This window comes from Pseudomonas sp. TWP3-1 (assembly GCF_049896625.1).
Lineage (GTDB): Bacteria > Pseudomonadota > Gammaproteobacteria > Pseudomonadales > Pseudomonadaceae > Aquipseudomonas.
In genome coordinates, this window is the sequence record NZ_JAFCUQ010000002.1 from 118100 (window position 1) to 142636 (window position 24537).

General features: G+C 60.3%; 18 protein-coding genes. 4 read left to right on the plus strand and 14 right to left on the minus strand.

Features of this window, described 5'->3' with window-relative positions; all coding sequences use genetic code 11:
• The first annotated feature begins 10 nt into the window (after positions 1-10).
• Both ACP7BN_RS03725 and ACP7BN_RS03730 read left to right on the plus strand, forming a co-directional pair.
• A complete protein-coding gene (locus ACP7BN_RS03725) occupies positions 11-457 on the plus strand; it encodes an excinuclease (protein ID WP_420646910.1) in 447 nt (148 codons plus the stop codon).
• A gap of 139 nt (positions 458-596) precedes the next feature.
• Positions 597-1034: an excinuclease gene (locus ACP7BN_RS03730; RefSeq protein WP_426201736.1), complete on the plus strand. Its 438-nt coding sequence runs from the start codon at positions 597-599 to the stop codon at positions 1032-1034.
• A 129-nt stretch (positions 1035-1163) separates the two neighbouring features.
• Here the strand turns inward: ACP7BN_RS03730 and ACP7BN_RS03735 are convergent, their stop codons facing one another.
• On the minus strand, positions 1164-2060 hold the full coding sequence (locus ACP7BN_RS03735) for a LysR substrate-binding domain-containing protein (protein ID WP_426201738.1): 897 nt from the start codon (positions 2058-2060) through the stop codon (positions 1164-1166).
• A 118-nt stretch (positions 2061-2178) separates the two neighbouring features.
• Here ACP7BN_RS03735 and ACP7BN_RS03740 point away from each other — a divergent pair, with 118 nt between their 5' ends.
• Positions 2179-3453 (plus strand): MFS transporter, encoded by a 1275-nt coding sequence (locus ACP7BN_RS03740; RefSeq protein ID WP_426201740.1) that lies wholly within the window; start codon positions 2179-2181, stop codon positions 3451-3453.
• A gap of 62 nt (positions 3454-3515) precedes the next feature.
• On the opposite strand, the gene hemE is transcribed toward ACP7BN_RS03740, so the two are convergent.
• From hemE to ACP7BN_RS03795, 11 genes are all read right to left on the minus strand, one after another.
• Positions 3516-4583, minus strand: a complete 1068-nt coding sequence (hemE, locus tag ACP7BN_RS03745; RefSeq protein ID WP_420646906.1) for a uroporphyrinogen decarboxylase — start codon at positions 4581-4583, stop codon at positions 3516-3518.
• Between the two features lie 238 nt (positions 4584-4821).
• Complete coding sequence (locus ACP7BN_RS03750; RefSeq protein WP_420646905.1) at positions 4822-6240, minus strand: FAD-dependent oxidoreductase; 1419 nt, start codon at positions 6238-6240, stop codon at positions 4822-4824.
• A 33-nt stretch (positions 6241-6273) separates the two neighbouring features.
• A complete protein-coding gene (gene gltB / locus ACP7BN_RS03755; protein WP_426201743.1) occupies positions 6274-10719 on the minus strand; it encodes a glutamate synthase large subunit in 4446 nt (1481 codons plus the stop codon).
• A gap of 350 nt (positions 10720-11069) precedes the next feature.
• A complete protein-coding gene (locus ACP7BN_RS03760; protein ID WP_426201745.1) occupies positions 11070-12665 on the minus strand; it encodes an AAA family ATPase in 1596 nt (531 codons plus the stop codon).
• Between the two features lie 10 nt (positions 12666-12675).
• Entirely contained in the window at positions 12676-13776 is a 1101-nt protein-coding gene (gene aroB, locus ACP7BN_RS03765; RefSeq protein WP_426201746.1) for a 3-dehydroquinate synthase, read from the minus strand.
• A 142-nt stretch (positions 13777-13918) separates the two neighbouring features.
• Positions 13919-14437, minus strand: a complete 519-nt coding sequence (gene aroK, locus ACP7BN_RS03770; protein ID WP_420646902.1) for a shikimate kinase AroK — start codon at positions 14435-14437, stop codon at positions 13919-13921.
• 4 nt (positions 14438-14441) lie between these two features.
• The gene (gene pilQ / locus ACP7BN_RS03775) at positions 14442-16520 is read right to left on the minus strand and encodes a type IV pilus secretin PilQ (RefSeq protein WP_426201749.1); all 2079 of its coding nucleotides are present in this window, start codon (positions 16518-16520) and stop codon (positions 14442-14444) included.
• A 13-nt stretch (positions 16521-16533) separates the two neighbouring features.
• A complete protein-coding gene (locus ACP7BN_RS03780) occupies positions 16534-17061 on the minus strand; it encodes a pilus assembly protein PilP (protein WP_420646900.1) in 528 nt (175 codons plus the stop codon).
• Complete coding sequence (gene pilO, locus ACP7BN_RS03785; protein ID WP_426201751.1) at positions 17058-17681, minus strand: type 4a pilus biogenesis protein PilO; 624 nt, start codon at positions 17679-17681, stop codon at positions 17058-17060. The genes ACP7BN_RS03780 and pilO overlap by 4 nt, the downstream gene beginning before the upstream one ends.
• Entirely contained in the window at positions 17678-18244 is a 567-nt protein-coding gene (locus ACP7BN_RS03790) for a PilN domain-containing protein (RefSeq protein WP_426201753.1), read from the minus strand. The genes pilO and ACP7BN_RS03790 overlap by 4 nt, the downstream gene beginning before the upstream one ends.
• The gene (locus tag ACP7BN_RS03795) at positions 18244-19308 is read right to left on the minus strand and encodes a pilus assembly protein PilM (protein WP_426201755.1); all 1065 of its coding nucleotides are present in this window, start codon (positions 19306-19308) and stop codon (positions 18244-18246) included. The genes ACP7BN_RS03790 and ACP7BN_RS03795 overlap by 1 nt, the downstream gene beginning before the upstream one ends.
• A 219-nt stretch (positions 19309-19527) precedes the next feature.
• Here ACP7BN_RS03795 and ACP7BN_RS03800 point away from each other — a divergent pair, with 219 nt between their 5' ends.
• Positions 19528-21966, plus strand: coding sequence for a penicillin-binding protein 1A (locus ACP7BN_RS03800; protein WP_426202200.1), 2439 nt, complete (start codon positions 19528-19530; stop codon positions 21964-21966).
• Between the two features lie 316 nt (positions 21967-22282).
• Here the strand turns inward: ACP7BN_RS03800 and ACP7BN_RS03805 are convergent, their stop codons facing one another.
• Both ACP7BN_RS03805 and ACP7BN_RS03810 read right to left on the minus strand, forming a co-directional pair.
• Positions 22283-23551 (minus strand): malic enzyme-like NAD(P)-binding protein, encoded by a 1269-nt coding sequence (locus tag ACP7BN_RS03805; protein ID WP_420646896.1) that lies wholly within the window; start codon positions 23549-23551, stop codon positions 22283-22285.
• Positions 23552-23734: 183 nt separating this feature from the next.
• Positions 23735-24484, minus strand: coding sequence for a thermonuclease family protein (locus ACP7BN_RS03810; protein WP_426201757.1), 750 nt, complete (start codon positions 24482-24484; stop codon positions 23735-23737).
• Between the last annotated feature and the right edge of the window lie 53 nt (positions 24485-24537).

Here is a 24537-nt window from a genome sequence, read left to right on the forward strand (position 1 = left end):
GGAGACCTCCATGCACTTCAAGAAACTCGCTACCGCCGCCACCCTGCTGATCTGCGCCCTGCCGGCTGTCAGCCAGGCGCGTGACACTGCCGTCTACCTGCCGCTGGACAAAGCCGTCGCCGAAGCCACGCGCAGCGGCAAAATCGATGGCAGCGTGAAGTTCTATCTGGCCGGCAACACCCCGGCCGGCAAAGTCACCGTCCTCAGCCCGGGCGCCGTGACCAACAAGAAAACCAACGCCTTCAACAAGTCCGATCAAGTCGCCTGCGAATGGGTCGCCCAATCGGCAATCATCAGCCTGCACCAGGCCGCGAAAAGCGCCGGCGCCAACGCCGTGACCAACATCGTCAGCTTCTACAAGAGCAACGAGCGCAAGGATGCGAAGAACTATGAATGCCATGCAGGGGCAATCATGGCAGGTGTTGCGTTGAAGGGTGATCTGGCGCAGGTTCAGTAAGCGTCAGAAACGACAAAGGGCGCCTTTCGGCGCCCTTTTTTATTCTCCATCTACACTCGCTCAAGCAGGCCATCGCGTAGCGCCTGCATGAACCGCGAGCGAGCATTCGCGGCTCTCTTTCACCGTCAAGGAGATGACCATGCAAGTGAAAGCACTGATCGCCGCCGTCCTGTTCAGCGTGCTACCCAGCGCCAGCCATGCGACCAATCTGATGTACATGCCATTCGAAACGGTGGTATCGGATGCCCTGCGCGCCGGGCGGCTGGATGGGAGTGTGAAGTTTTATCTGGCGGGGAACGGGCCGCAGGGGACTCAGCGGTTGATGCAGCGCGGCGTGGTCAGTGATCTGAAGACCAACGGCTTCAACAAAAGCGATCACGCTTCGTGCGAGTGGGTGTTGCAGTCGAATCTGATCAAGTTGCAGGCGGATGCGAAGCGTGTCGGGGCGAATGCGGTGACCAATATCGTCAGTTATTACGACCAGCGTGTGCGCAAGGATTTAAATACGTACGAGTGTCGGGCGGGGATCTTTGTGACGCGGGTGGCGTTGAAAGGGGATTTGGTGCGGCTGCCCTGAAATATGTGGTGATTGAGCTGACGTCATCGCTGGCAAGCCAGCTCCCACAGGATTTTGGATGTACACAAAAAATGTGAACAACAGCGAAAACTGTGGGAGCTGGCTTGCCAGCGATTGACGGCGAAGCCGTCAGGTTTGTTCGACCTTGCGCGTGAGGAGGTCGACAAACGCCTTGGCCATCGGTGATTTCTGATCCTTGCGCTGCACCAGCCACACTGCCGAGATCGCTTCGGGGTCAAGCAGCGGCCGATAGACCACGCCGTCGATGCGCATCCGCTGATAAGACGCCGGCAGCACCGAGACGCCCAACCCCGCTGCCACCAGGCCAATGATGGTCATCGCTTCGCCGGCCTCCTGCGCAAAGTGCGGGCTGAACCCGGCATCACGCGCCAGGCTTAACAGTTGCGCGTACAAACCGCTGCCGTAACTGCGTGGGAAAAATACGAAAGGTTCGAGGGCCAATGCCGAGAGAAATAGACCTTCTTCACTGCCGGTGGCCAACGGATGTTTGGAGCTCAGCACGGCGACCAAAGGCTCGCGCATCAATTCGACCACGCTCAGCGAATCCGGCAAACCCAGCGGCCGCATGATGCCCACTTCGATTGATTCATCCACCAGCGCTTCGGCGACCTGGGTGCTGCTCATTTCCCGCAGGTTCAGGTGCACTGCCGGAAAGCGCTGGCGAAACGAGAAAATCGCCTGAGGAATGGTCGAGTTGAACGGCGCCGACGAGGTGAAGCCGATTTTCAGTTCGCCGATTTCGCCTAACTGCGCGCGTCGCGCCACATCCGCCGCTTTGTCGACCTGCGCCAGCACCAGCCGCGCCTCTTGCAGGAACAATCTCCCGGCCTCGCTCAGCTCGACCCGACGATTGGTACGTTCGAACAGCCGCGCGCCGACCTCTTGTTCCAGCGCCTGAATCTGCTGGCTCAGCGGTGGTTGGGAGATGCCCAGCACCTGAGCGGCGCGGCCGAAGTGCAGTTCTTCGGCGACGGCGATGAAGTAGCGCAGATGACGTAATTCCATGCAAATCCCATTAGGTCGTTAAAGCTATCAAACAGGTCGAACAATATATTGGATAGAAACATTAGCCAGCTATATGATTTTTTCATTGCCTGACCGGCCGCGCCCTCCGAGGTCTGAAGTGAAAACTGCTGTCGCCCCTCTCGCCCACGAAGTCCCGCCCGCCGCAGCCGACGATGTGCTCGCCGAACTGCAAGAAATCTACATCGAAAAAGGCACACCTGCGTTCATGCGCACGGTGCTGGCGCTGTTCTGTGGCGGCTTCGCGACTTTTGCGTTGCTGTACTGCGTGCAGCCGATGATGCCGCTGCTGTCTCACGAATATTCGATCAATGCGGCGCAGAGCAGTCTGATTCTGTCGGTGGCGACCGGAATGCTCGCTATCGGTCTGCTGATCACCGGACCGATTTCGGATCGGGTCGGACGCAAACCGGTGATGGTCGCGGCGTTGTTCGCGGCGGCGCTGTGCACCATCGCCAGTTCGGTGATGCCGAGCTGGGAGGGCGTGCTGCTGATGCGTGCGCTGATCGGCTTGTCGCTGAGCGGGCTGGCGGCAGTCGCGATGACTTATCTGAGCGAAGAAATTCACCCGCAGCACATCGGTCTGGCGATGGGTTTGTACATTGGTGGCAACGCGATTGGCGGGATGAGTGGCCGATTGATCACCGGGGTATTGATCGACTTCGTAAGCTGGCACACCGCAATGCTGGTGATCGGCGGCCTGGCGCTGATCGCCGCGGCGGTGTTCTGGAAAATCCTCCCCGAGTCGCGCAATTTCCGCTCGCGCTCACTGCACCCGCGCAGCCTGCTCGACGGCTTCACCATGCACTTTCGCGACGCCGGTCTGCCGCTGCTGTTTCTTGAAGCCTTCGTGCTGATGGGCGCATTCGTCACCCTGTTCAACTACATCGGCTATCGCCTGCTGGCCGGGCCATACAACCTCGATCAGGCGTACGTTGGCCTGCTGTCGGTGGTGTATCTATCCGGGATCTACAGCTCGGCGAAGATTGGTTCGCTGGCCGACCAACTGGGGCGCCGCAAAGTGCTGTGGGCAACCATCGCGCTGATGTTCGCCGGTCTTGCGCTGACCATGTTCACCGCGCTGCCGCTGGTGATCATCGGCATGCTGATCTTCACTTTCGGCTTCTTCGCTGCGCACTCGGTTGCCAGCAGTTGGATCGGCCGCCGCGCGACCAAGGCCAAGGGCCAAGCGTCGTCGTTGTACCTGTTCAGTTATTACGCGGGGTCGAGTATCGCCGGGACGGCGGGCGGAGTGTTCTGGCACATCGGCGGGTGGAACGGGATCGGGCTGTTTATTGGCGCGCTGTTGTTGGTTGCGCTGTGGGTCGCGTTGAAGCTGGCGAAGTTGCCGCCATTGGGTGGCGTCAACGCCTGAAACAAAAACGCCCGGCATCTAGCCGGGCGTTTTTGTTTTGTACCATTAGAGCTGGGCGCAGATCACTCGTGATACTGCCCCGACAGATCATGCACCGCGCGCAGGAACGCACCGGCATGTTCCGGATCAACTTCCGGCGTGATGCCGTGGCCGAGGTTGAATACGTGGCCGCTGCCTTTGCCGTAGCTGGCGAGGATGCGCCCGACTTCGGTGCGAATGGCTTCCGGTTTGGCGTAGAGCACGGTCGGGTCCATGTTGCCTTGCAGCGCAACTTTGTCACCGACGCGGGCGCGGGCGTTGCCGATGTCGCAGGTCCAGTCCAGGCCGAGTGCGTCGGCGCCAGCGTCGGCGATGCTTTCCAGCCACAGGCCGCCGTTCTTGGTGAACAGGATCACCGGGACCTTGCGCCCTTCGTGCTCGCGGATCAGGCCGCTGACGATTTTCTTCATGTAGGCCAGCGAGAATTCCTGATACGCCGCCGCCGACAGATTGCCGCCCCAGGTATCGAAAATCTGCACCGCTTGCGCGCCGGCCATGATCTGGCCGTTGAGGTAGCTGGTGACCGACTGCGCGAGTTTATCCAACAGCAGGTGCATGGCTTGCGGGTTGTCGTAGAGCATGGCTTTGGTCTTGCGGAAGTCTTTCGACGAGCCGCCTTCAACCATGTACGTCGCCAGAGTCCACGGGCTGCCGGAGAAGCCGATCAGCGGCACACGACCATTCAGCTCACGGCGGATAGTGCTGACCGCGTCCATCACGTAGCCGAGGTCTTTGTGCGGATCAGGAATCGGCAGGGCTTCGATGTCGGCCATCGTGCTGACGACTTTCTTGAAGCGCGGGCCTTCACCGGTCTCGAAGTACAGGCCCTGGCCCATGGCATCGGGGATGGTCAGGATGTCGGAAAACAGGATCGCCGCATCCAGCTGTGGATAGCGGTCGAGCGGTTGCATGGTGACTTCGCAGGCGAACTCCGGGTTCATGCACAGGCTCATGAAGTCACCGGCCTTGGCGCGGCTGGCGCGGTATTCCGGCAGGTAGCGACCGGCCTGACGCATCATCCACACGGGGGTGACGTCAACGGGTTGCTTGAGCAGGGCACGAAGGAAACGGTCGTTCTTGAGGGCAGTCATGTCGGCATCCGCAAAAAAAGTGCGGGCATTTTCTCAGAGCGCGACGCAAAAGGCACGGTTGCAGGTCAGCCTTTTGTCTATCGGGTCAATTTATTGCGCTGGAACACCGACTTTGTAACACCACAAAACACTGTGGGAGCTGGCTTGCCAGCGATGCAGACACCTCGGTGTGTCCAGATAAACCGAGGTGATGCTATCGCTGGCAAGCCAGCTCCCACAGGTACTGCGATGCAGTCAGTTAGACCCCGAGGTAATCGAGGATCCCTTCAGCCGCATTGCGCCCTTCGAAGATCGCCGTCACCACCAGGTCAGACCCGCGCACCATGTCGCCACCAGCAAAGATTTTCGGGTTGCTGGTCTGGTGCTTGTATTGAGCTTGCTCAGGCGCAACAACGCGGCCCTGGCTGTCGGTCTGGATCTCGAACTGCTCAAACCACGGCGCCGGGCTTGGACGGAAACCGAAAGCGATGACCACGGCGTCAGCCGGGATGATCTCTTCGGAACCCGGGATCGGCTCGGGGCTGCGACGGCCACGGGCATCCGGTTCGCCGAGACGGGTCTCGACCACCTTCACGCCTTCAACGCGGTCTTCGCCGACGATGGCGATTGGCTGGCGGTTATAGAGGAATTTCACGCCTTCTTCCTTGGCGTTCTTCACCTCTTTGCGCGAGCCGGGCATGTTCGCTTCGTCACGACGATAGGCGCAGGTCACCGACTTGGCGCCCTGGCGGATCGAGGTGCGGTTGCAGTCCATGGCCGTGTCGCCGCCGCCGAGTACCACGACCTTTTTGCCTTTCATGTCGACGAAATCTTCCGGCGACTTTTCAAAGCCCAGGTTGCGGTTGACGTTGGCAATCAGGAAATCCAGCGCGTCGTGCACGCCCGGCAGATCCTCACCGGCAAAGCCGCCCTTCATGTAGGTGTAAGTGCCCATGCCCATGAACACCGCATCGTATTCGGCGAGCAGTTGCTCCATGGTCACGTCCTTGCCGACCTCGGTGTTGAGGCGGAACTCGATGCCCATGCCGGTAAAGACTTCGCGACGATTGCTCAGCACGCTCTTTTCCAGCTTGAACTCGGGAATGCCGAAGGTCAGCAGACCGCCGATTTCCGGGTTCTTGTCGAACACCACCGGGGTCACGCCGCCGCGCACCAACACGTCGGCGCAACCAAGGCCCGCCGGGCCTGCGCCGATGATCGCGACACGTTTGCCGGTCGGTTTGACCTTGGACATGTCCGGGCGCCAGCCCATGGCAAACGCGGTGTCGGTGATGTACTTCTCGACCGAACCGATGGTCACCGCGCCAAAACCGTCGTTGAGCGTGCAGGCACCCTCGCACAGACGATCCTGTGGGCACACCCGGCCGCAGACCTCCGGCAAGGTGTTGGTCTGGTGCGACAGCTCGGCGGCCTGGAGAATGTTGCCCTCGGCCACCAGCTTCAGCCAGTTGGGAATGAAGTTGTGCACCGGGCACTTCCATTCGCAATACGGGTTGCCGCAACCCAGGCAGCGGTGGGCCTGATCGGCCGAGTGCTGGGGTTTGAACGGTTCGTAGATTTCCACGAACTCTTTCTTGCGTTGACGCAACAGTTTCTTCTTCGGATCTTTGCGCCCGACGTCGATGAACTGGAAGTCGTTATTCAGACGTTCAGCCATTGTTAAAACCTCATCAAACTCTTCAGGCGCATATCACTGCGGGTTGGCACGAGTGCTGGAAAGCAACGATTTCAGGTTGGCAGCCTTGGGCTTGACCAGCCAGAAACGACGCAAGTAATCATCGAGGTTCTCGGCGAGTTCACGACCCCACTCGCTGTCGGTTTCCTCGACGTACTCGTTCAGCACGCGTTGCAGGTGGCTGCGGTAGGCTTCCATCGCCTCGCCGCTGATCCGCTGGATTTCCACCAGTTCGTGGTTGACCCGGTCAACGAAGGCGTTGTCCTGGTCGAGCACGTAAGCGAAACCGCCGGTCATGCCAGAGCCGAAGTTGTAACCGGTCTTGCCCAATACGCAGACGAAACCACCGGTCATGTATTCGCAGCAGTGATCGCCAGTCCCTTCAACCACGGCATGCGCGCCGGAGTTACGCACAGCAAATCGCTCGCCCGCGGTGCCGGCGGCGAACAACTTGCCGCCAGTGGCGCCGTACAGGCAGGTGTTGCCGATGATGGCACTGTCCTGAGTTTTGTAGACACTGCCCTTCGGCGGCACGATGGTCAGCTTGCCACCGGTCATGCCTTTGCCGACGTAGTCGTTGGCGTCGCCTTCGAGGTACAGGTTCAGACCACCAGCGTTCCACACGCCGAAGCTCTGACCGGCAGTGCCCTTGAAGCGGAAGGTGATCGGCGCATTCGCCATGCCCTGATTACCGTGCTTGCGCGCGATTTCGCCGGAGATCCGCGCGCCGATCGAACGGTCGCAGTTGCAGATATCCAGATCGAACTCGGCGCCGCTCATGTCATTGATGGCCGAGGTGGCCATGTCGACCATTTTCTCGGCCAGCAGGCCTTGGTCGAATGGCGGATTGCGCTCAACCTGGCAGAACTGCGGCTTGTCCGCCGGGATGTGATCGCTGCCGAGCAGCGGAGTCAGATCCAGATGGTTTTGCTTGGCGGTCTGGCCTTCGAGGACTTCCAGCAGATCGGTGCGACCGATCAGCTCTTCGAGGGAGCGCACGCCCAGCTTGGCCAGCCACTCACGGGTTTCTTCGGCGACGTAGGTGAAGAAGTTCACCACCATGTCGACGGTGCCGATGTAGTGATCCTTACGCAGCTTCTCGTTTTGAGTGGCAACGCCAGTGGCGCAGTTGTTCAGGTGGCAGATGCGCAGGTATTTGCAGCCCAGCGCGATCATTGGCGCGGTGCCGAAGCCGAAGCTTTCGGCGCCGAGAATCGCAGCCTTGATCACGTCGAGGCCGGTTTTCAGGCCACCGTCGGTTTGCACCCGGACTTTGCCGCGCAAGTCGTTGCCACGCAGGGTCTGGTGGGTTTCGGCGAGGCCGAGTTCCCACGGTGCGCCGGCGTACTTGATCGAAGTCAGCGGCGAAGCGCCGGTGCCACCGTCGTAACCGGAGATGGTGATCAAGTCCGCATAGGCCTTGGCCACACCGGCGGCGATGGTGCCGACGCCGGCTTCTGCCACGAGTTTTACCGAAACCAGCGCCTTCGGATTGACTTGTTTCAGGTCAAAAATCAGCTGCGACAAGTCTTCAATCGAGTAGATGTCGTGGTGCGGCGGCGGCGAAATCAGGGTCACGCCCGGCACTGCGTAACGCAACTTGGCGATCAGCCCGTTGACCTTGCCGCCCGGCAGTTGACCACCTTCGCCGGGCTTGGCGCCCTGGGCGACTTTGATCTGCAACACTTCAGCGTTGACCAGGTATTCCGGAGTAACACCGAAACGGCCCGTCGCAACCTGCTTGATTTTCGAGCTCTTGATGGTGCCATAACGCGCCGGGTCTTCGCCGCCTTCACCGGAGTTGGAACGCGCACCGAGGCGGTTCATGGCTTCGGCCAGGGCTTCGTGAGCTTCCGGCGACAGTGCGCCCAAAGAGATACCGGCGGAGTCAAAGCGCTTGAGCACGGATTCCAGCGGTTCGATTTCACTGATGTCCAGCGGCGTGTCGAGGGTCTTGACCTTGAGCAGGTCGCGGATCATCGACACCGGACGGTTGTCCACCAGCGCGGTGTATTCCTTGAACTTGGCGTAGTCGCCCTGCTGCACAGCGGCCTGCAGAGTGTTGACCACGTCCGGGTTATACGCGTGATATTCGCCACCGTGGACGAACTTCAGCAGACCGCCCTGCTGGATCGGCTTGCGCGGACTCCAGGCTTCGGCAGCCAGCGCTTTCTGCTCGGCTTCGATATCGACGAAACGCGCACCCTTGATGCGGCTCGGCACGCCACGGAAGCTCAGGTCGCACACTTCTTCGGACAGGCCGATGGCTTCGAACAGCTGCGCACCGCGATACGAGGCAATGGTCGAAATGCCCATCTTCGACAGGATCTTCAGCAGACCTTTGGTGATGCCTTTGCGGTAGTTCTTGAACACCTCATAGAGGTCGCCCAGTACTTCACCGGTACGGATCAGGTCGCCCAATACTTCGTAAGCGAGGAACGGATACACCGCCGAGGCGCCAAAACCGATCAGCACCGCGAAGTGATGCGGATCGCGCGCAGTGGCGGTTTCGACAAGGATGTTCGAGTCGCAGCGCAGGCCTTTTTCGGTCAGGCGGTGATGCACCGCACCGGTGGCCAGCGAGGCGTGGATCGGCAGTTTGCCCGGGGCGATATGGCGGTCGCTCAGGACGATCTGGGTACGCCCGGCGCGCACGGCTTCTTCAGCCTGATCGGCAACGTTGCGGATCGCCGCTTCGAGACCGACGCTTTCGTCATAGTTGAGGTCGATGACTTGACGCTCGAAACCCGGGCGGTCGAGGTTCATCAGCGAGCGCCACTTGGCCGGCGAGATGACCGGCGAGCTGAGGATCACGCGCGAGGCATGTTCCGGCGACTCCTGGAAGATGTTGCGCTCGGCGCCGAGGCAGATTTCCAGCGACATCACGATGGCTTCACGCAACGGATCGATCGGCGGGTTGGTCACCTGCGCGAACTGCTGACGGAAATAGTCGTACGGCGTGCGCACGCGCTGGGACAGCACCGCCATCGGCGTATCGTCGCCCATCGAGCCAACGGCTTCATAGCCTTGCTCGCCAAGCGGACGCAGCACTTGGTCGCGCTCTTCGAACGTGACCTGATACATCTTCATGTATTGCTTGAGCTGATCGACGTCGTAGAAAGCCGAACCGTGATCGTTGTCCTCCATGGTCGCCTGAATGCGCAAGGCATTCTTGCGCAGCCATTGCTTGTACGGATGACGGGATTTCAGTCGGTTGTCGATCGCATCGGTGTCGAGGATCTGCCCGGTTTCGGTGTCCACGGCAAGGATCTGCCCCGGCCCCACACGGCCCTTGGCGATCACGTCTTCCGGCTGGTAATTCCACACGCCGATTTCCGACGCAACCGTGATGAAACCGTTGGTGGTGGTCACCCAACGCGCCGGGCGCAGACCGTTACGGTCGAGCAGGCATACCGCGTAGCGACCATCGGTCATGACCACGCCGGCCGGGCCGTCCCACGGTTCCATGTGCATCGAGTTGTACTCGTAGAACGCACGCAGATCCGGGTCCATGGTTTCAACGTTCTGCCACGCAGGCGGAATGATCATGCGCACGCCACGGAACAGGTCGATGCCACCGGTGACCATCAGCTCAAGCATGTTGTCCATGCTCGATGAGTCGGAACCCACGCGGTTGACCAGTGGGCCGAGTTCTTCCAGATCCATCAGATCGTTGGTGAATTTGGTCCGACGCGCCTGGGCCCAGTTGCGGTTACCGGTGATGGTGTTGATTTCGCCGTTATGGGCGAGGAAGCGGAATGGCTGAGCCAGCGGCCATTTTGGCAAGGTGTTGGTAGAGAAGCGCTGGTGAAACACACAGATCGCGGTTTGCAGGCGCTCGTCACTCAGGTCCGGATAAAACGCGGCCAGATCGGCCGGCATCATCAGGCCTTTATAAATGATGGTCTTGTGCGAAAAGCTGCAGATGTAGTGGTCGCTGTCGACAGCATTGGTCACCGACGAACGACGACGGGCGCTGAACAGCTTGACCGCCATGTCCTGATCGCTCAGGCCTTCGCCGCCGATGTACACCTGCTCGATCTGCGGCAGGCGCTCAAGGGCCAGGCGGCCGAGGACGCTGGTGTCGATGGGCACTTTGCGCCAGCCGATCAGTTGCAGGCCTTCAGCGATGATCTCGCGGTTCATGTTCTCGCGAGCGGCTTCGGCTTTGACCGGATCCTGGTTGAAGAAAACCATGCCCACGGCGTATTGCTTGGGCAACTCGACACTGAAGGTTTTCTGGGCAATCGCACGCAGGAAGGCGTCGGGTTTTTGAATCAGCAGACCGCAGCCGTCACCGGTCTTGCCGTCGGCATTAATCCCACCGCGGTGGGTCATGCAGGTCAGGGCCTCAATGGCCGTTTGCAAAAGGGTATGACTGGGTTCGCCCTGCATATGGGCTATCAGGCCGAAACCGCAGTTATCCTTGAATTCATCTGGTTGGTACAGACCTGCTTTCATAGACACTTTCTCACCAGGCTGCCTCTTTTCGAGGCAAATTTCTTTTCAATTCAACCACTTGCGATCCGCGCCGAACGTACGCCGGCTTAGCGGGGGCAAAAGGGTGGTCATTGTACACAGCGACACAGAGGCTCACAAATTTGACGACGAAATGTCGCAAATTCATGTCGCATTTGTGAAAGGTTTAAAGCGATCTGCTGTGCTAGTCAAAACTTTTTTAATTTTGACCGCAACGACTCAAAGACTACTGTGACGCAGACACCACAAGGCACGCGGCCTGTAGAGGCGGCGCGCACTTGCGGAAATTTTGAGGTGCCTGGAGTGGCGGCCTGGGTAAGGCCGCCGAATCTTCAGCGAGTTGTTGCCAGTTCCTGTTGGACGCTGGCGACAGTGCGAGGCCAAGGTTTACCAGCCTGAACCTTCGCTGGCAAGGCCTTGATGGCAGAAACAGCCGCATCACGATTGGCGAAGTTGCCGTAGGTGATCACGTAGAGCGGCTTGCCGTTGAGGACTTTCTTGAAATAGCGGTACTCACCGCCCTGCTCTTTGACGAAGCTTTGCGCAGCAGTCTCGGAGCTGGTGCCGAGGATCTGCACCACATAGTTGCTGGTCGGCTGGCCGGCGTACCAGCTGCCACCGGCAGCTTTGGCCACGACAGCTGGCTTCTCGGCCGGTTTGACCGCTGCAACCGGCTTGGCCGGTGCTGGCGCCGGTTTCACCGCTGGTGCAACCGGAGCAGGCTTGGCGGTGGCGATCTGGGTCGGTGCAGGCGTTGGCTTGGCCGCAGGCACTGGAACCGGGGTCGGCGCAGGACCGGCCGGAACGCCCGCAGGTGGCGCGGAAGTGGTCACGGTTGGTGGCGTATCGCTGGAGCCTTCGAGCGGCACGCCGTCGTCGCCTTCGGTGATGCCGCCAGCCGCTTCAGCCAACGGGCCGCGCATCACTGGCTGCGAGTTGCCGACCAGCGGCAGCGGCATTGGCTGCGTATTGCCATTGAATTCGACGGATGGGTTGGCGCCCGCCTGAGGCGTGCCTTGACCCAATGGCAGTTGCGCCTGTTCGTTGGCCGGCGCACCGGTAGTCGGTGTCTTGTTGCGACCCGGCATCAGCCAGGCGGCAGCAACCGCGACCACAACGACGGCGGAAATCGCCAATACGTGTTTCTTCGGCATGTTGAACCCCATACTTGGACGCTTGACCGCAGAGCGGCTGGCAATCATGGCTTCGATCAGTGCATCGCGAGCGACCTGGTTGATATTACCCGGCCAACCCTCGGAGCTTTCGTGAATATCAGAGATCTGATCCGCGGTGAAAAGTTCGATACCGCGGCCAGCACCTTGCAGACGCAGATCGAGATATTCGCGGGTTTCTTCTTCGGTGTACGGCTGCAATTCGATGACGTGGAAACGCTCTTCCTCAAGCTGCAAAGCCTCAAGCTGAGCGATCAGCGACGACTCGCCGAACAGGAACACGTGCGGGCGACCTTCCGGTGCGCCGGCACCCAGCGCCATCAGCGCTTCGAGAGCGGATTCGTCGAGCTGCTCGGCGTCATCTACCAGCAGATAGACTTCCTGACCGGTCAGCGCCAACTGCACTACCTGATCAAGAATCGCACCGACGTCGGCCTGCGCCACGTCCAGCGCTTGAGCAACCTGGCGCAACACGCCCGCCGCATCGCCGGCACCGCGTGCGGAAACCACCACGCTCTGCACCGATTGTTTGTTGGTACTGGCTACCAGCGCCTGACGCAGCAGGGTCTTGCCGCTGCCTTGCGGGCCGGTAACCACCAGCAGCAACTGGCTGTAACGCGCCAGATGATGCAGTTGACCCAGCACTGGTTTGCGCTGGGCCGGGAAGAATTTGAAGCCCGGCACCCGTGGAGCGAAAGGGTCGTGGCTTAACTGGTAATGGCCGAGGAACGCCTCGTCGGCATGCAAACTAGTCATCGGAATCTTATTAACCTTTAAGCTGAGCCAGAGCGCGGTAATCCGCGCTCAGCGTGGCCTGTAGAACCTCTTTCGGATAATCGGCGGTCACCACCGCTTCGCCCATCCGGCGCAGCAGCACCAGGCGTAGACGACCGTCGATCACTTTTTTATCAATTGCCATGTGTTCGAGAAAATCGGCTTCGCTCATCTCTTCAGGCGGAACCACCGGCAGACCGGCGCGCTGGAACAGACGAATGCCGCGATCGCGCTCCTGCTCGCTGATCCAGCCCAGACGCGCGGACATCTCCAGCGCCATCACGGTGCCCGCGGCGACTGCTTCGCCATGCAACCAGACACCATAGCCCATGTGGGTTTCGATGGCGTGGCCAAAGGTGTGGCCGAGGTTGAGCGTGGCGCGCACGCCAGTTTCTTTCTCGTCAGCGCCGACCACCGCAGCCTTCGCGGCGCAGGAGCGCTCGATCGCGTAAGTCAGGGCTTGCTGATCGAGATTGCGCAGGCGATCGACGTTTTCTTCGAGCCAGGTGAGGAACGGCTCGTCGCAGATCAGCCCGTATTTGATGACTTCGGCCAGACCGGCGGACAGTTCGCGCGCCGGCAGGGTATTCAGCGAGGCAGTATCGATCAGCACCACGTTCGGCTGATAGAACGCGCCGACCATGTTCTTGCCCAGCGGATGATTGATCCCGGTCTTGCCGCCCACCGACGAATCGACCTGGGACAGCAGCGTGGTTGGAATCTGAATGAAATCGACACCGCGCTGGTAGCAGGACGCCGCGAAACCGGCCATGTCGCCGATCACCCCGCCGCCCAGGGCGATCACGGTGGTGCGGCGGTCATGACGTGCAGTCAGCAGGCCGTCGAAGATCAGTTGCAGGGTTTCCCAGTTCTTGAAGGCTTCGCCGTCGGGCAGCACTACGGAAATCACCGAGAACTGCGCGAGGCTGCGGGTCAGACGTTCGAGATACAGCGGCGCTACGGTCTCGTTGGAGATGATTGCCACTTGCCGCCCGTGGATATGCGGCGCCAGCAACTCCGCCTGATCCAACAAACCTTCGCCGATATGAATCGGGTAGCTGCGCTCGCCTAAATCGACCTTGAGTGTCTGCATGTGTCCCCACAGTGAAGATGGAAGCAGGCGTCCTGCCATGAATTATCGGACGTCCCCGGCCTTGAGAGGTGTGACGCCGCTTGCGTGCGATCCGCCACAACCCTCGACAGGACGCCGAGGATAGCGCATTTCGGGCGACGGTTTAACGGGGTGGAAGCTGCGCCAGGCGCTCGAGGATATCCAGCACGACCATGCGTGGCGGCCGCTCGTCGGTTTCCACCACCAGATCAGCGATTTCTCGATACAGCGGATCACGGATCGCCAGCAGATCACGCAGGGTTTTTTCGGGATTGCCGGTGCGCAGCAACGGGCGGTTGCGGTCGCGAGAAGTGCGACCGACCTGCTGTTCGACCGAGGCGTGCAGATACACCACTCGCCCTCCCTCATGCAGGGCCTTGCGGTTGGCATCGCGCATGACTGCGCCGCCGCCGGTTGCCAACACCACGCCATCGAACCCGCACAGCTCGGCGATCATCGCCTGCTCACGGTCACGAAAGCCGGGCTCGCCTTCCTTGTCGAAGATCCACGGGATATTGGCGCCCGTACGCAGTTCAATTTCCTTGTCGGAATCTTTGAACGGCAGGCGCAGCTCTTTGGCCAGTAATCGGCCGATGGTGCTTTTACCAGCCCCCATCGGTCCTACAAGAATCAAATTTCGCACAGAATCAACGACTCACAGCAATCGCCTGGTTATTCATGATACGCGGAGTGAGAAATACCAGCAGCTCGGATTTTTTCTCCGAAACCACATCACGCCGGAAAAGGCGGCCAAGATACGGCACATCGCCAAGAAATGGCACCTTATCTACGACCTTGCTTTGAGTATTTGAGAAAACCCCACCGATCACGATGGTTTCGCCGTCATTCACCAGCACCTTGGCGTTGACCTCGTTTTTCTTGATCGGCGGCACGTCCTGCACTTTGTTCAGGTAGTCCGGTTCGTCCTTGGTGACCTTGACCTCCATGATGATGCGGTTGTCCGGAGTGATCTGTGGCGTCACTTCCAGCGACAGCGAAGCCTCCTTGAATGACACCGACGTAGCGCCGCTGGAGCTGGCCTCCTGATACGGAATCTCGGTGCCTTTGAGGATTTTCGCGGTTTCCTTGTCCGAGGTGACCACCTTGGGCTGCGAAACGATTTCGCCGTTGCCGGTTTTCTCCATCGCCGTCAGCTCCAGGTCGAGCAGCACGTTGTCGGTGATGAACGCGATGCCGATCCCCGAGGTGTTGCCGATGGTGCCCATGTCGACGAACGGCGAGTTGGTGCTGGTACTGCCCGGCGTGCCGATGGTGGTCGACGAACCGTTGCTCACGCCGGAGGTGTTCCAGTTGCCTTTGTTCTGGATCGAACCGCCCCAGCGCACGCCCAGGCTCTTGTCATAATCGACGTTGGCCTCGACGATGCGCGCTTCGATCATGACCTGACGCACCGGGATATCCAGCTGCGCCACGATCCGCCGCAGTTCGTCGAGGCGATCCTGAGTCTGATAGGCAATGATGTTGTTGGTGCGTTCATCGACGGTGATCGAACCGCGCTCGTCGATTTTCGCCTCGGCACTGGTCACCGACTGAAACAGCTTGGCAATGTCCGCTGCCTTGGCGTAGTTGACCTGCAACAGTTCGCGGCGCAACGGCGCCAGCTCGGCGATCTGTTTCTGCGATTCCAGTTCCTGGCGCTCACGCGCAGCGATTTCATCGGCGGGGGCCACTAGCAACACATTGCCGATCTTGCGCTTGTCCAGGCCCTTGGTCTTCAGCACCAGATCCAGCGCCTGATCCCACGGCACGTTTTGCAGGCGCAAGGTGATGCCGCCCTGCACCGTATCGCTGGCCACCAGATTGAGGTTGGTGAAATCGGCGATCAGTTGCAGCACCGAGCGCACGTCGATGTCCTGAAAATTCAGCGAAAGCTTCTCGCCGCTGTAGGCCTTGCGATCGGCGTTGCGCTTTTGCAAGTCATCGACCGTCATCGGCCGGATGCTCACGGTCAGCTTGTTGTCGGTCTGGAACGTTGAATAGTCGAACGTACCGCTCGGTTCGACGGTGATCACCGCGCGATCCCCGCTGACAGCGGCGTTGACGAATTGCACCGGGGTGGCGAAATCCTTGACGTCGAGGCGCACCCGCAATGGCTCAGGCAACTGAGTGCGGGCGAAGCTGAGGATGATCTTGCCGTCGTGCTCCTGAATATCCGGGGCGATAGTCGGGTCGGACAGGTCGATCACCACATTGCCTTCGCCCGCCGTGCCGCGCTGAAAATCCACACCGCGAATGGCTTTGGACGACGGCGCGTACGCCCGAGTCGGCGCTTTAACCGCTGTGGCCCGTGGCGCAGTGGTTTTCGGGCGTGCAGCCACAGGTTTGGTGCCCGGCCCGACCACTACGAACACATTATTGCCTTCGACCCGCGTGTCATACGGGGCCAACTGGGTCAGGCTGATGATCAGTCGCGTACGATCCTTGGCCTCGACCACCGTGGCAGTGCGCGCATTGCCGCTGCCCAGGTCGCGATTCTTGTTGGCCAATTGGCTGGCGACACCCGGCAGGTCCAGCGCAATACGCGCCGGCGACTCGGTGGTGTAACCCTTGGGTTGCGGCGGCGGGCCGTCGAACGACAACTTGAGTTCGACACGATCACCCGGCAACGCCGCAACATCCAGCGCCTGCAGATTGGCCGCGATTACCATCGGTGACAGCAACGCTATCCATAGCGAAAAACCGAAGGTTGAGAAAATCCTGTTCATTGATCGACTTCCACTATGAGTGCTCTTTCAAAGGAATGGTGCGCGGCCGCTCCAGCCAGGCGCCGTCGCCATCGGGAACGATTTCGACCACATCGACCTGAGCCGCATTGATCGCGACGATGCGTCCGTCATTGCGCCCCAGGTAATCGCCGACCTTGAGCCGATGCACCCCGCCCGCTCCGCGCAATAACGCGAAGGAGCCGCTGGCATTGGAGATCGTGCCGACCATTTCAAACTGCTCGATGTTGAAACCTTCGAGGTATTGCTTGACCCGGTTCGGGTCTGGTTTGACGTTGCGCGAGCCGCGTTTTTGTCCGGCCACATCAGCGCGCACCTGGCGCGAGAACGGGCTGCGCAGGTTGGCGGCGCTGTAGGTAAATGTCGGATAGGAACGGAACGTCGGTGTCGGTTCGATCTTGCCCGGTGGGCGTAGACGCTCTTGATTCATGTAGGCGTCGAGGTCGCTGAAGTCGTCGCTGCCGCCACAACCGTTAAGCGTGAGGATCAGCAAAGCCAGGGTGGAATAACGAATCGGGGTCATTTCTGCAGCCCCTTGTCGTTATAGCGGTAGGTCTTGGCGAGGATGCTCATGCGCAACTTAGTGCCGCCGTCGGGATTGGCCGGGGCCAGTTCGAAATCGTGCAGGGTAACGATGCGTGGCAGCCCGGCGACGCCGCTGACGAAGGTGGCGAGGTCGTGATAGGCGCCGGTCACAGTGATCTGGATCGGCAGTTCGATGTAGAACTGCTGGGTGACCTCGGGCAGCAGTTTGATCTCTTCAAACTCAAGACCGCTGCCCAGCCCCGTGCGGGTGATGTCTTCGAGCAAGCCCGGCACTTCAGTGTCACTGGGCAATTGCCGCAGCAGCACGCCGAAGGAGTTTTCCATTTCCTTCATCTGCTGGGTGTACAACTCCAGATTGGCCGCCATGCGTGCTTTGCTGGCGAACTGCTCCTTGAGGGTGATTTCTTCCTCGCGCTTGAGATCGAGCTGGCTCTGCATGTCGCTGATGAAAAAGCTGTAGCCAAGCGCCAGAACCACGATCATCAACAGTGCGCCGGCCAAGCCTTTGACTGCTGCGGGCCACGAACCGATGTTGCTCGTATCGAGGTCGTTGAAATCGATACTGCGTAGACTTTCCAGCCATTCGGACGGCTTCATTGGTCGCCCTCCAGGTTCTTCGGCCGGGTCTGGCGTACGGTCAGTTGAAAGACATTGGCCTGCTCAAGCTGCCCGGCCGTGGTCGCCTTGACTTCCGTCAGGCTCGGCGCGTCGAACCAGTCGGAGGCGTCGAGGTTGCGCATCAGGTCGGACACGCGATTGTTCGACTCGGCCGCACCGCTGATCGACAGGGTTTTGCCGGCCATTTTCACGTCGGTGAAATACACCCCGTCCGGCAGCGTGCGCGCCAGTTGATCGAAGATCCGCCCGCTGATCTGCCGGTTGACCTGCAAGTCCTGGATGATGCGCATGCGCTCCACCAATTGCTGGCGGTGGGCCTTGAGTTCGCTGATCTGTTTGATCCGCTCATCGACTACCGCGATCTGTTTGCCAATGTAATCGTTGCGCGCCATTTGTCGCTGGATGGCAGCACTGACGATCTGGTCGGCGATAAACACCGCTCCGACCGAGCCGACCACCACGCCGATCAAGACCAGCAGAAAGCGTTTGCGCTTTTCTTCGCGACGCTCCTCGCGCCAGGGTAAAAGGTTGATCCGCGCCATCAGTCAAAACTCCTGAGCGCGAGCCCACAGGCAATCATCAGGGCCGGCGCATCACTTGCAAGCGCCCCGGCGTTGACCCTGCTGCTCAGGGCCATGTCGGCAAACGGGTTGGCAACCTGGGTCGGTGTCTTCAGGCGTTCTTCGATCAGCCGGTCCAGCCCCGGCACCGAAGCCGTGCCACCGGCCAGCAAAATGTGATCGACCGCGTTGTACTGACCGGAAGCGAAGAAGAACTGCAACGAGCGCGAGACTTGCTGCACCAGCGCCTCGCGAAATGGCTGCAATACCTCGCTGACGTAGTCGTCGGGCAAGCCGCCCTGTTTTTTTGCCAGGCCGGCCTGTTCGACGGTCAGGCCGTAGCGCCGCTGGATTTCTTCGGTCAACTGGCGACCGCCGAACAACTGCTCGCGGGTATAGATGATGCGGCCGTTATGCAGAACGCTGAGGGTGGTCATGGTCGCGCCGATATCGACTACCGCGACAGTCAGGCGCTCTTGAGAAGCCGCCAGTTGCTTGGCGAGCAACCCGAACGAACGCTCCAGCGCGTAGGCTTCGACATCGACCACCCGCGCAGTCAGCCCGGCCAGCGCCAGCGCCGCTTCGCGGACTTCGACGTTTTCCTTGCGACAGGCGGCCAGCAACACATTGACCCGCTCGGGGTTACGCGGCGAGACGCCCTGGACTTCAAAGTCGATGGCGACTTCATCCAGCGGATAGGGGATGTATTGATCGGCCTCGATCTTGAGCTGGTTTTCCAGTTCGTCGTCGGAAAGTCCGGCGTCCATCTCGATGATCTTGGTGATCACCGCAGAACCGGCGACAGCCACCGCCACGTTTTTCTGCCCGGTGCGGGCCTTGGCCAATACCTTGGACAGGGCAAGCCCGACGCCCTCAAGTTCGGCAATGTTCTTTTCGACCACGGCATTCGCCGGCAACGGCTCGACCGCATACGCCTCGACCCGATAGCGATCGCCCTGACGGCTCAGCTCCAGCAGCTTCACTGAGGTGGAACTGATGTCGATCCCCAGTAACGTATTGGTCTTTTTATTGAAGAGTCCTAGCACTACCAATTCCCTATGACTATCCGTGAGTTACGGACTCTGTAATGCCCATTGCGTTCCCTGACCCCGTCTTGACAGCAGCGCAAATGACGCCCCCGGCGGAAAAGTGCTTATAATGCCCAGCGATTTTTTCCGCTTTTTACTGCCAGCGCGGGCCGTTCTGTGTGTTCCCGGAACCCTGTCGCCTAATTCATTCTTTGCCCTGGATGTTCAAACGCCTTGATTCGTCTGCTGAAATTTTTCGGTTGGTCCATCGTCGCCATTTTCTGCGGACTGCTTTTAGCTCTCAGCGGCGCGTACCTTTACCTTAGTCCGGGATTGCCGTCCGTGGAGGCGCTGAGAAGCATCCAGTTGCAGATTCCCCTTCGCGTCTACAGCAGCGACGACAAATTGATCGCAGAGTTTGGCGAAATGCGCCGGACTCCGATCCGTTTCGCCGACATTCCCCCCAATTTCATTAATGCGTTACTAAGTGCTGAAGACGACAACTTCGCCAACCACTATGGCGTCGATCCGAGCAGCCTGATGCGCGCCGCGACCCAACTGGTCAAAAGCGGACACATCCAGTCCGGCGGCAGCACCATCACCATGCAGGTGGCGAAGAACTTCTTCCTGAGCAGCGAACGCAGCTTCTCGCGCAAAACCACCGAAATCCTCCTGGCCTTGCAGATCGAACGGCAGCTGACCAAGGACGAAATCCTTGAGCTGTACGTCAACAAGATCTATCTGGGCAACCGCGCCTACGGCATCGAAGCTGCTGCGCAGGTGTATTACGGCAAGTCGATCCGCGACGTCAGCCTGGCGCAGATGGCGATGATCGCCGGCCTGCCGAAAGCTCCGTCGCGTTTCAACCCGCTGGCCAACCCGGCACGCAGTAAAGAACGGCGCGACTGGATTCTCGGCCGCATGTACAAGCTCGGCAAAATCAGCGAGCCGGACTACACCGCCGCAATCAACGAGCCACTGAACGCCAGCTACCACGTGCCGACGCCGGAAGTGAACGCGCCGTACATCGCCGAAATGGCTCGCGCGGAAATGGTCGGTCGTTACGGCAGCGACGCCTACACCGAAGGTTTCCGCGTCACCACTACGGTGCCGAGCAACTTGCAGGAAATGGCCAACACCGCGCTGCACGAAGGCCTGATGACCTACGACCAGCGTCACGGCTACCGTGGGCCTGAGTCGCGTCTGCCAGGCAAGACCCGTGAAGCCTGGGCCGCTGAACTGACCAAACAACGCACCATCAGCAGTCTAGAGCCAGCCATCGTTACCCAGGTGGACAAGAACGGCCTGCAAGTGTTGACCCGTACCGGCGAAGAGCACGTGGCCTGGGACACCATGAAATGGGCACGACCGTTCCTCAACACAAACAGCATGGGCGCCAACCCGCGTCAGCCGTCGGATGTAGCGCAGATCGGTGACCTGGTGCGCGTGCAACGGCAGAAAGACAACTCGCTGAAGTTCAGCCAGCTCCCGCAGGCGCAAGGCGCGCTGGTGTCGCTGGATCCGCAGAACGGCGCAATCCGCTCGCTGGTCGGTGGTTTCGCTTTCGAGCAAAGCAACTACAACCGTGCGATGCAGGCCAAGCGTCAGCCGGGTTCGAGCTTCAAGCCATTCGTTTATAGCGCCGCGCTGGATAGCGGCTACACCGCCGCCACACTGGTGAACGACGCACCGATCGTGTTCGTCGACGAGTACCTGGACAAGGTCTGGCGTCCAAAGAACGACACCAACACGTTCCTCGGCCCGATCCGCTTGCGTGAGGCGCTGTACAAGTCGCGCAACCTGGTGTCGATCCGTTTGCTGCAAGCAATGGGCGTGGGCAAGACCATCGACTACATCAGCCGCTTCGGCTTCAACAAGCAGGACTTGCCGCCGAACCTGTCGCTGGCACTCGGCACCGCGACCCTGACACCGATGGAGATCGCGACCGGTTGGGCCACCTTCGCCAACGGTGGCTACAAGATCACCCCGTTCATCATCGACAAGATCGAAAGCCGCAACGGCGACACGCTGTTCGTCGCCAACCCGCCAAGCGTGCCGCAGGGCGCCGCAGCGACTGACGGCATCGCCGCGCCGTCGGCCGAGACCTTCACGGTCAACGCGACACCGGGTGAAGCACCGGGCAGCCCGGCCACGCCGCAGACGCCAGCGGTTGCCGAGCGCATCGTTGATGGCCGCACCACCTACATTCTCAACAGCATGTTGCAGGACGTGATCAAGCTCGGCACCGGTCGCCGTGCACTGGCGCTGGGTCGCAGCGATATCGCCGGTAAAACCGGTACCACCAACGAATCCAAGGATGCGTGGTTCTCCGGCTACAACGCCGATTACGTGACCACCGTGTGGACTGGCTTCGACCAGCCGGAAAGCCTCGGTCGCCGCGAGTTCGGCGGCACCGTGGCGCTGCCGATCTGGATGAACTACATGGCTGCCGCACTGAAGGACAAGCCACCGCATGTGCAGGCCGAGCCGGAAGGGTTGCTGAGCTTGCGGGTGGATCCGGCCAGTGGCCGTGCGGCCTCGCCGAGCACGCCGGGTGCGTACTTCGAGCTGTTCAAGGCCGAAGATACGCCGCCGTCGGTGAATGAGCTTGGTAATGGAGCGGTGCCGGGCAGTCCGTTGCCGGCGGATGAACAGGCGCCTATCGACCTGTTCTGATTTAGCCACCTGATGAAAAGCCCCGCCTTCGAGAGAAGAGCGGGGCTTTTTTATACATGAAGATCAAGAGCCCCTCACCCTAGCCCTCTCCCAGAGGGAGAGGGGACTGACCGAGGTGTCTTCCGCCATACATCGACCTGAATGACCGAGTCGATTATGGATTCGGTAAAGCAAGTTCAGGTCGGCGTATCTCTCAAACATCCCACGGTCGGCTCCCTCTCCCTCTGGGAGAGGGCTGGGGTGAGGGTTGCTTTTGACCAACAAAAAAGCCCCGACTCTCGCGAGCCGGGGCTTTCAGTTGAAGCGCTACAACAGCTTAACCGTTGAACACGTCATCCACGCTTTTCAGCGGGTAGTTCTTCGGATACGGCAGGGTCGCCACACCGGTCTCGATCGCGGCTTTGGCCACAGCATCGGAGATCAGGGTGATCAGGCGCTTGTCCATTGGCTTCGGAATGATGTACTCACGGCCGAATTCCAGCGGAGCACCACCGTAGGCATCGCACACGTCCTGTGGCACTGGCAGTTTGGCCAGTTCACGCAGGGCGTTGGCGGCGGCCACTTTCATTTCTTCGTTGATGCGCTTGGCGCGAACGTCCAGGGCACCACGGAAGATGAACGGGAAGCCCAGCACGTTGTTGACCTGGTTCGGGTAGTCCGAACGGCCGGTGGCCATGATCACGTCGCTGCGGGTGGCGTGCGCCAGTTCCGGGGAGATTTCCGGATCCGGGTTCGAGCAGGCGAACACGATCGGGTTGGCCGCCATCGACAGCAGGCCTTCAGCGCTCAGCAGGTTCGGGCCGGACAGACCGACGAACACGTCAGCGCCCTTCAGCGCGTCAGCCAGAGTGCGTTTTTCGGTCGCGTGAGCGAACACCGCTTTGTACTGGTTCAGGTCGTCACGGCCGGAGTGGATCACGCCGGTACGGTCAACCATGAAGATGTTTTCGATGCTTGCGCCCATGCTCACCAGCAATTTCATGCATGAGATGGCAGCAGCACCGGCACCGAGGCAGACGATCTTCGCGTCAGCAAGGGTTTTGCCGGCGATTTCCAGGGCGTTGATCATGCCCGCAGCGGTCACGATGGCGGTGCCGTGCTGGTCATCGTGGAACACCGGAATGTCGCACTGCTCGATCAGAGCGCGTTCGATCTCAAAGCACTCAGGCGCCTTGATGTCTTCCAGGTTGATGCCGCCGAAGGTGATGGAGATGCGCTTGACGGTGTCGATGAAGGCTTGCGGGCTTTCGGAGTCGACTTCGATGTCGAATACGTCGATGCCGGCGAAGCGCTTGAACAGCACGCCTTTACCTTCCATCACTGGCTTGGAAGCCAATGGGCCGAGGTTACCCAGACCGAGAATCGCGGTGCCATCGGAAATGACTGCAACCAGGTTGCCTTTGCCGGTGTATTTGTAAGCCAGTTCAGGATCGCGAGCGATCTCGCGCACTGGTTCGGCTACGCCGGGGCTGTACGCCAGCGACAGGTCGCGAGCAGTAGCTGTGGCCTTGGTGAGCTCGACACTCAGCTTCCCTGGACGAGGATGGGCATGGTATTCGAGAGCGGCAGTTTTCAGATCAGACATGGGGGCATTCCGCTTTTTACTGTTGGACAGACTGGTCAGCGAGGATACGCGCCTCGCAAAGTCCCCACAAGACTGACCGGTCACCCCTGTCAAGCGCCCTGTCCTACGACTTTGGGCCAAGAGCCACGGTGCACAAGGGCTGGAGTGTTCACAATCGAGTTGAAAAATGTCTACAATTTTTCTTCAGCGCGAAGACTGCAGCATCGACGGATCGGTCAGTGGCAGCAGCCAGCGTGGCTGTCCTGATTTCAGTCCGCCGCGTCGCGAACGATCAACGATCCAGCCACGAGCCTCGATTTGTCGGCCCTTCAACGCTTGCAGCGCCGCACCGTCAAAGCGGTCGAGCAGATTGGGTGCAACGCGCAATACAAGCGAGTCCTGCAACTCGATCCAGATTCCGCCACGATTGCGCTGAACCTTGCTCACACGCCCGCTGATCACGGCAAAACCCGAACGCTGGATCTGCTCTGCTTTCAGTACAGGCGACTGCTTCCACACGCCAAGACCGGCCTGCCGCGCATTGCGTTCGGCAGCTTGCTGACAGGCAACCAGATCGACATTCGGCGCCACCGCGACCAGGAATCCCAGGCCATCGGCGAGCATTTGTGCTTCGAGATTGGCGCCGCTGGCGCTGTAGAGGTGGGCCAGCGTGCGGCCGTAATGATCCTTGGACTCCTTACCGGGAAGCACACCGACGCGCCCGCCACTGCTGGCCACTAGCGCTTCCAGGCGTTGCCGCGCAGCTACGGCGAATGGCTCGTCGCTGCGGCCCTGCTTGCCGAGTTCAGGCGTATTGAGCCCGATCATGCGCACGCTGCGCCCGTCGCTCAGGCGCACGGTGTCGCCATCTACTACGCGCTGCACCGTGACTTGCGTCAAACCGGACGGGGCCGGGCAGAACGCCTGCGCCGTTGACAGCCAAATCGCAGGCATAAAAAAGGCGCCCGCGAGGGACGCCTTTTTCAGCAATGAGGAAAAGCCCACCG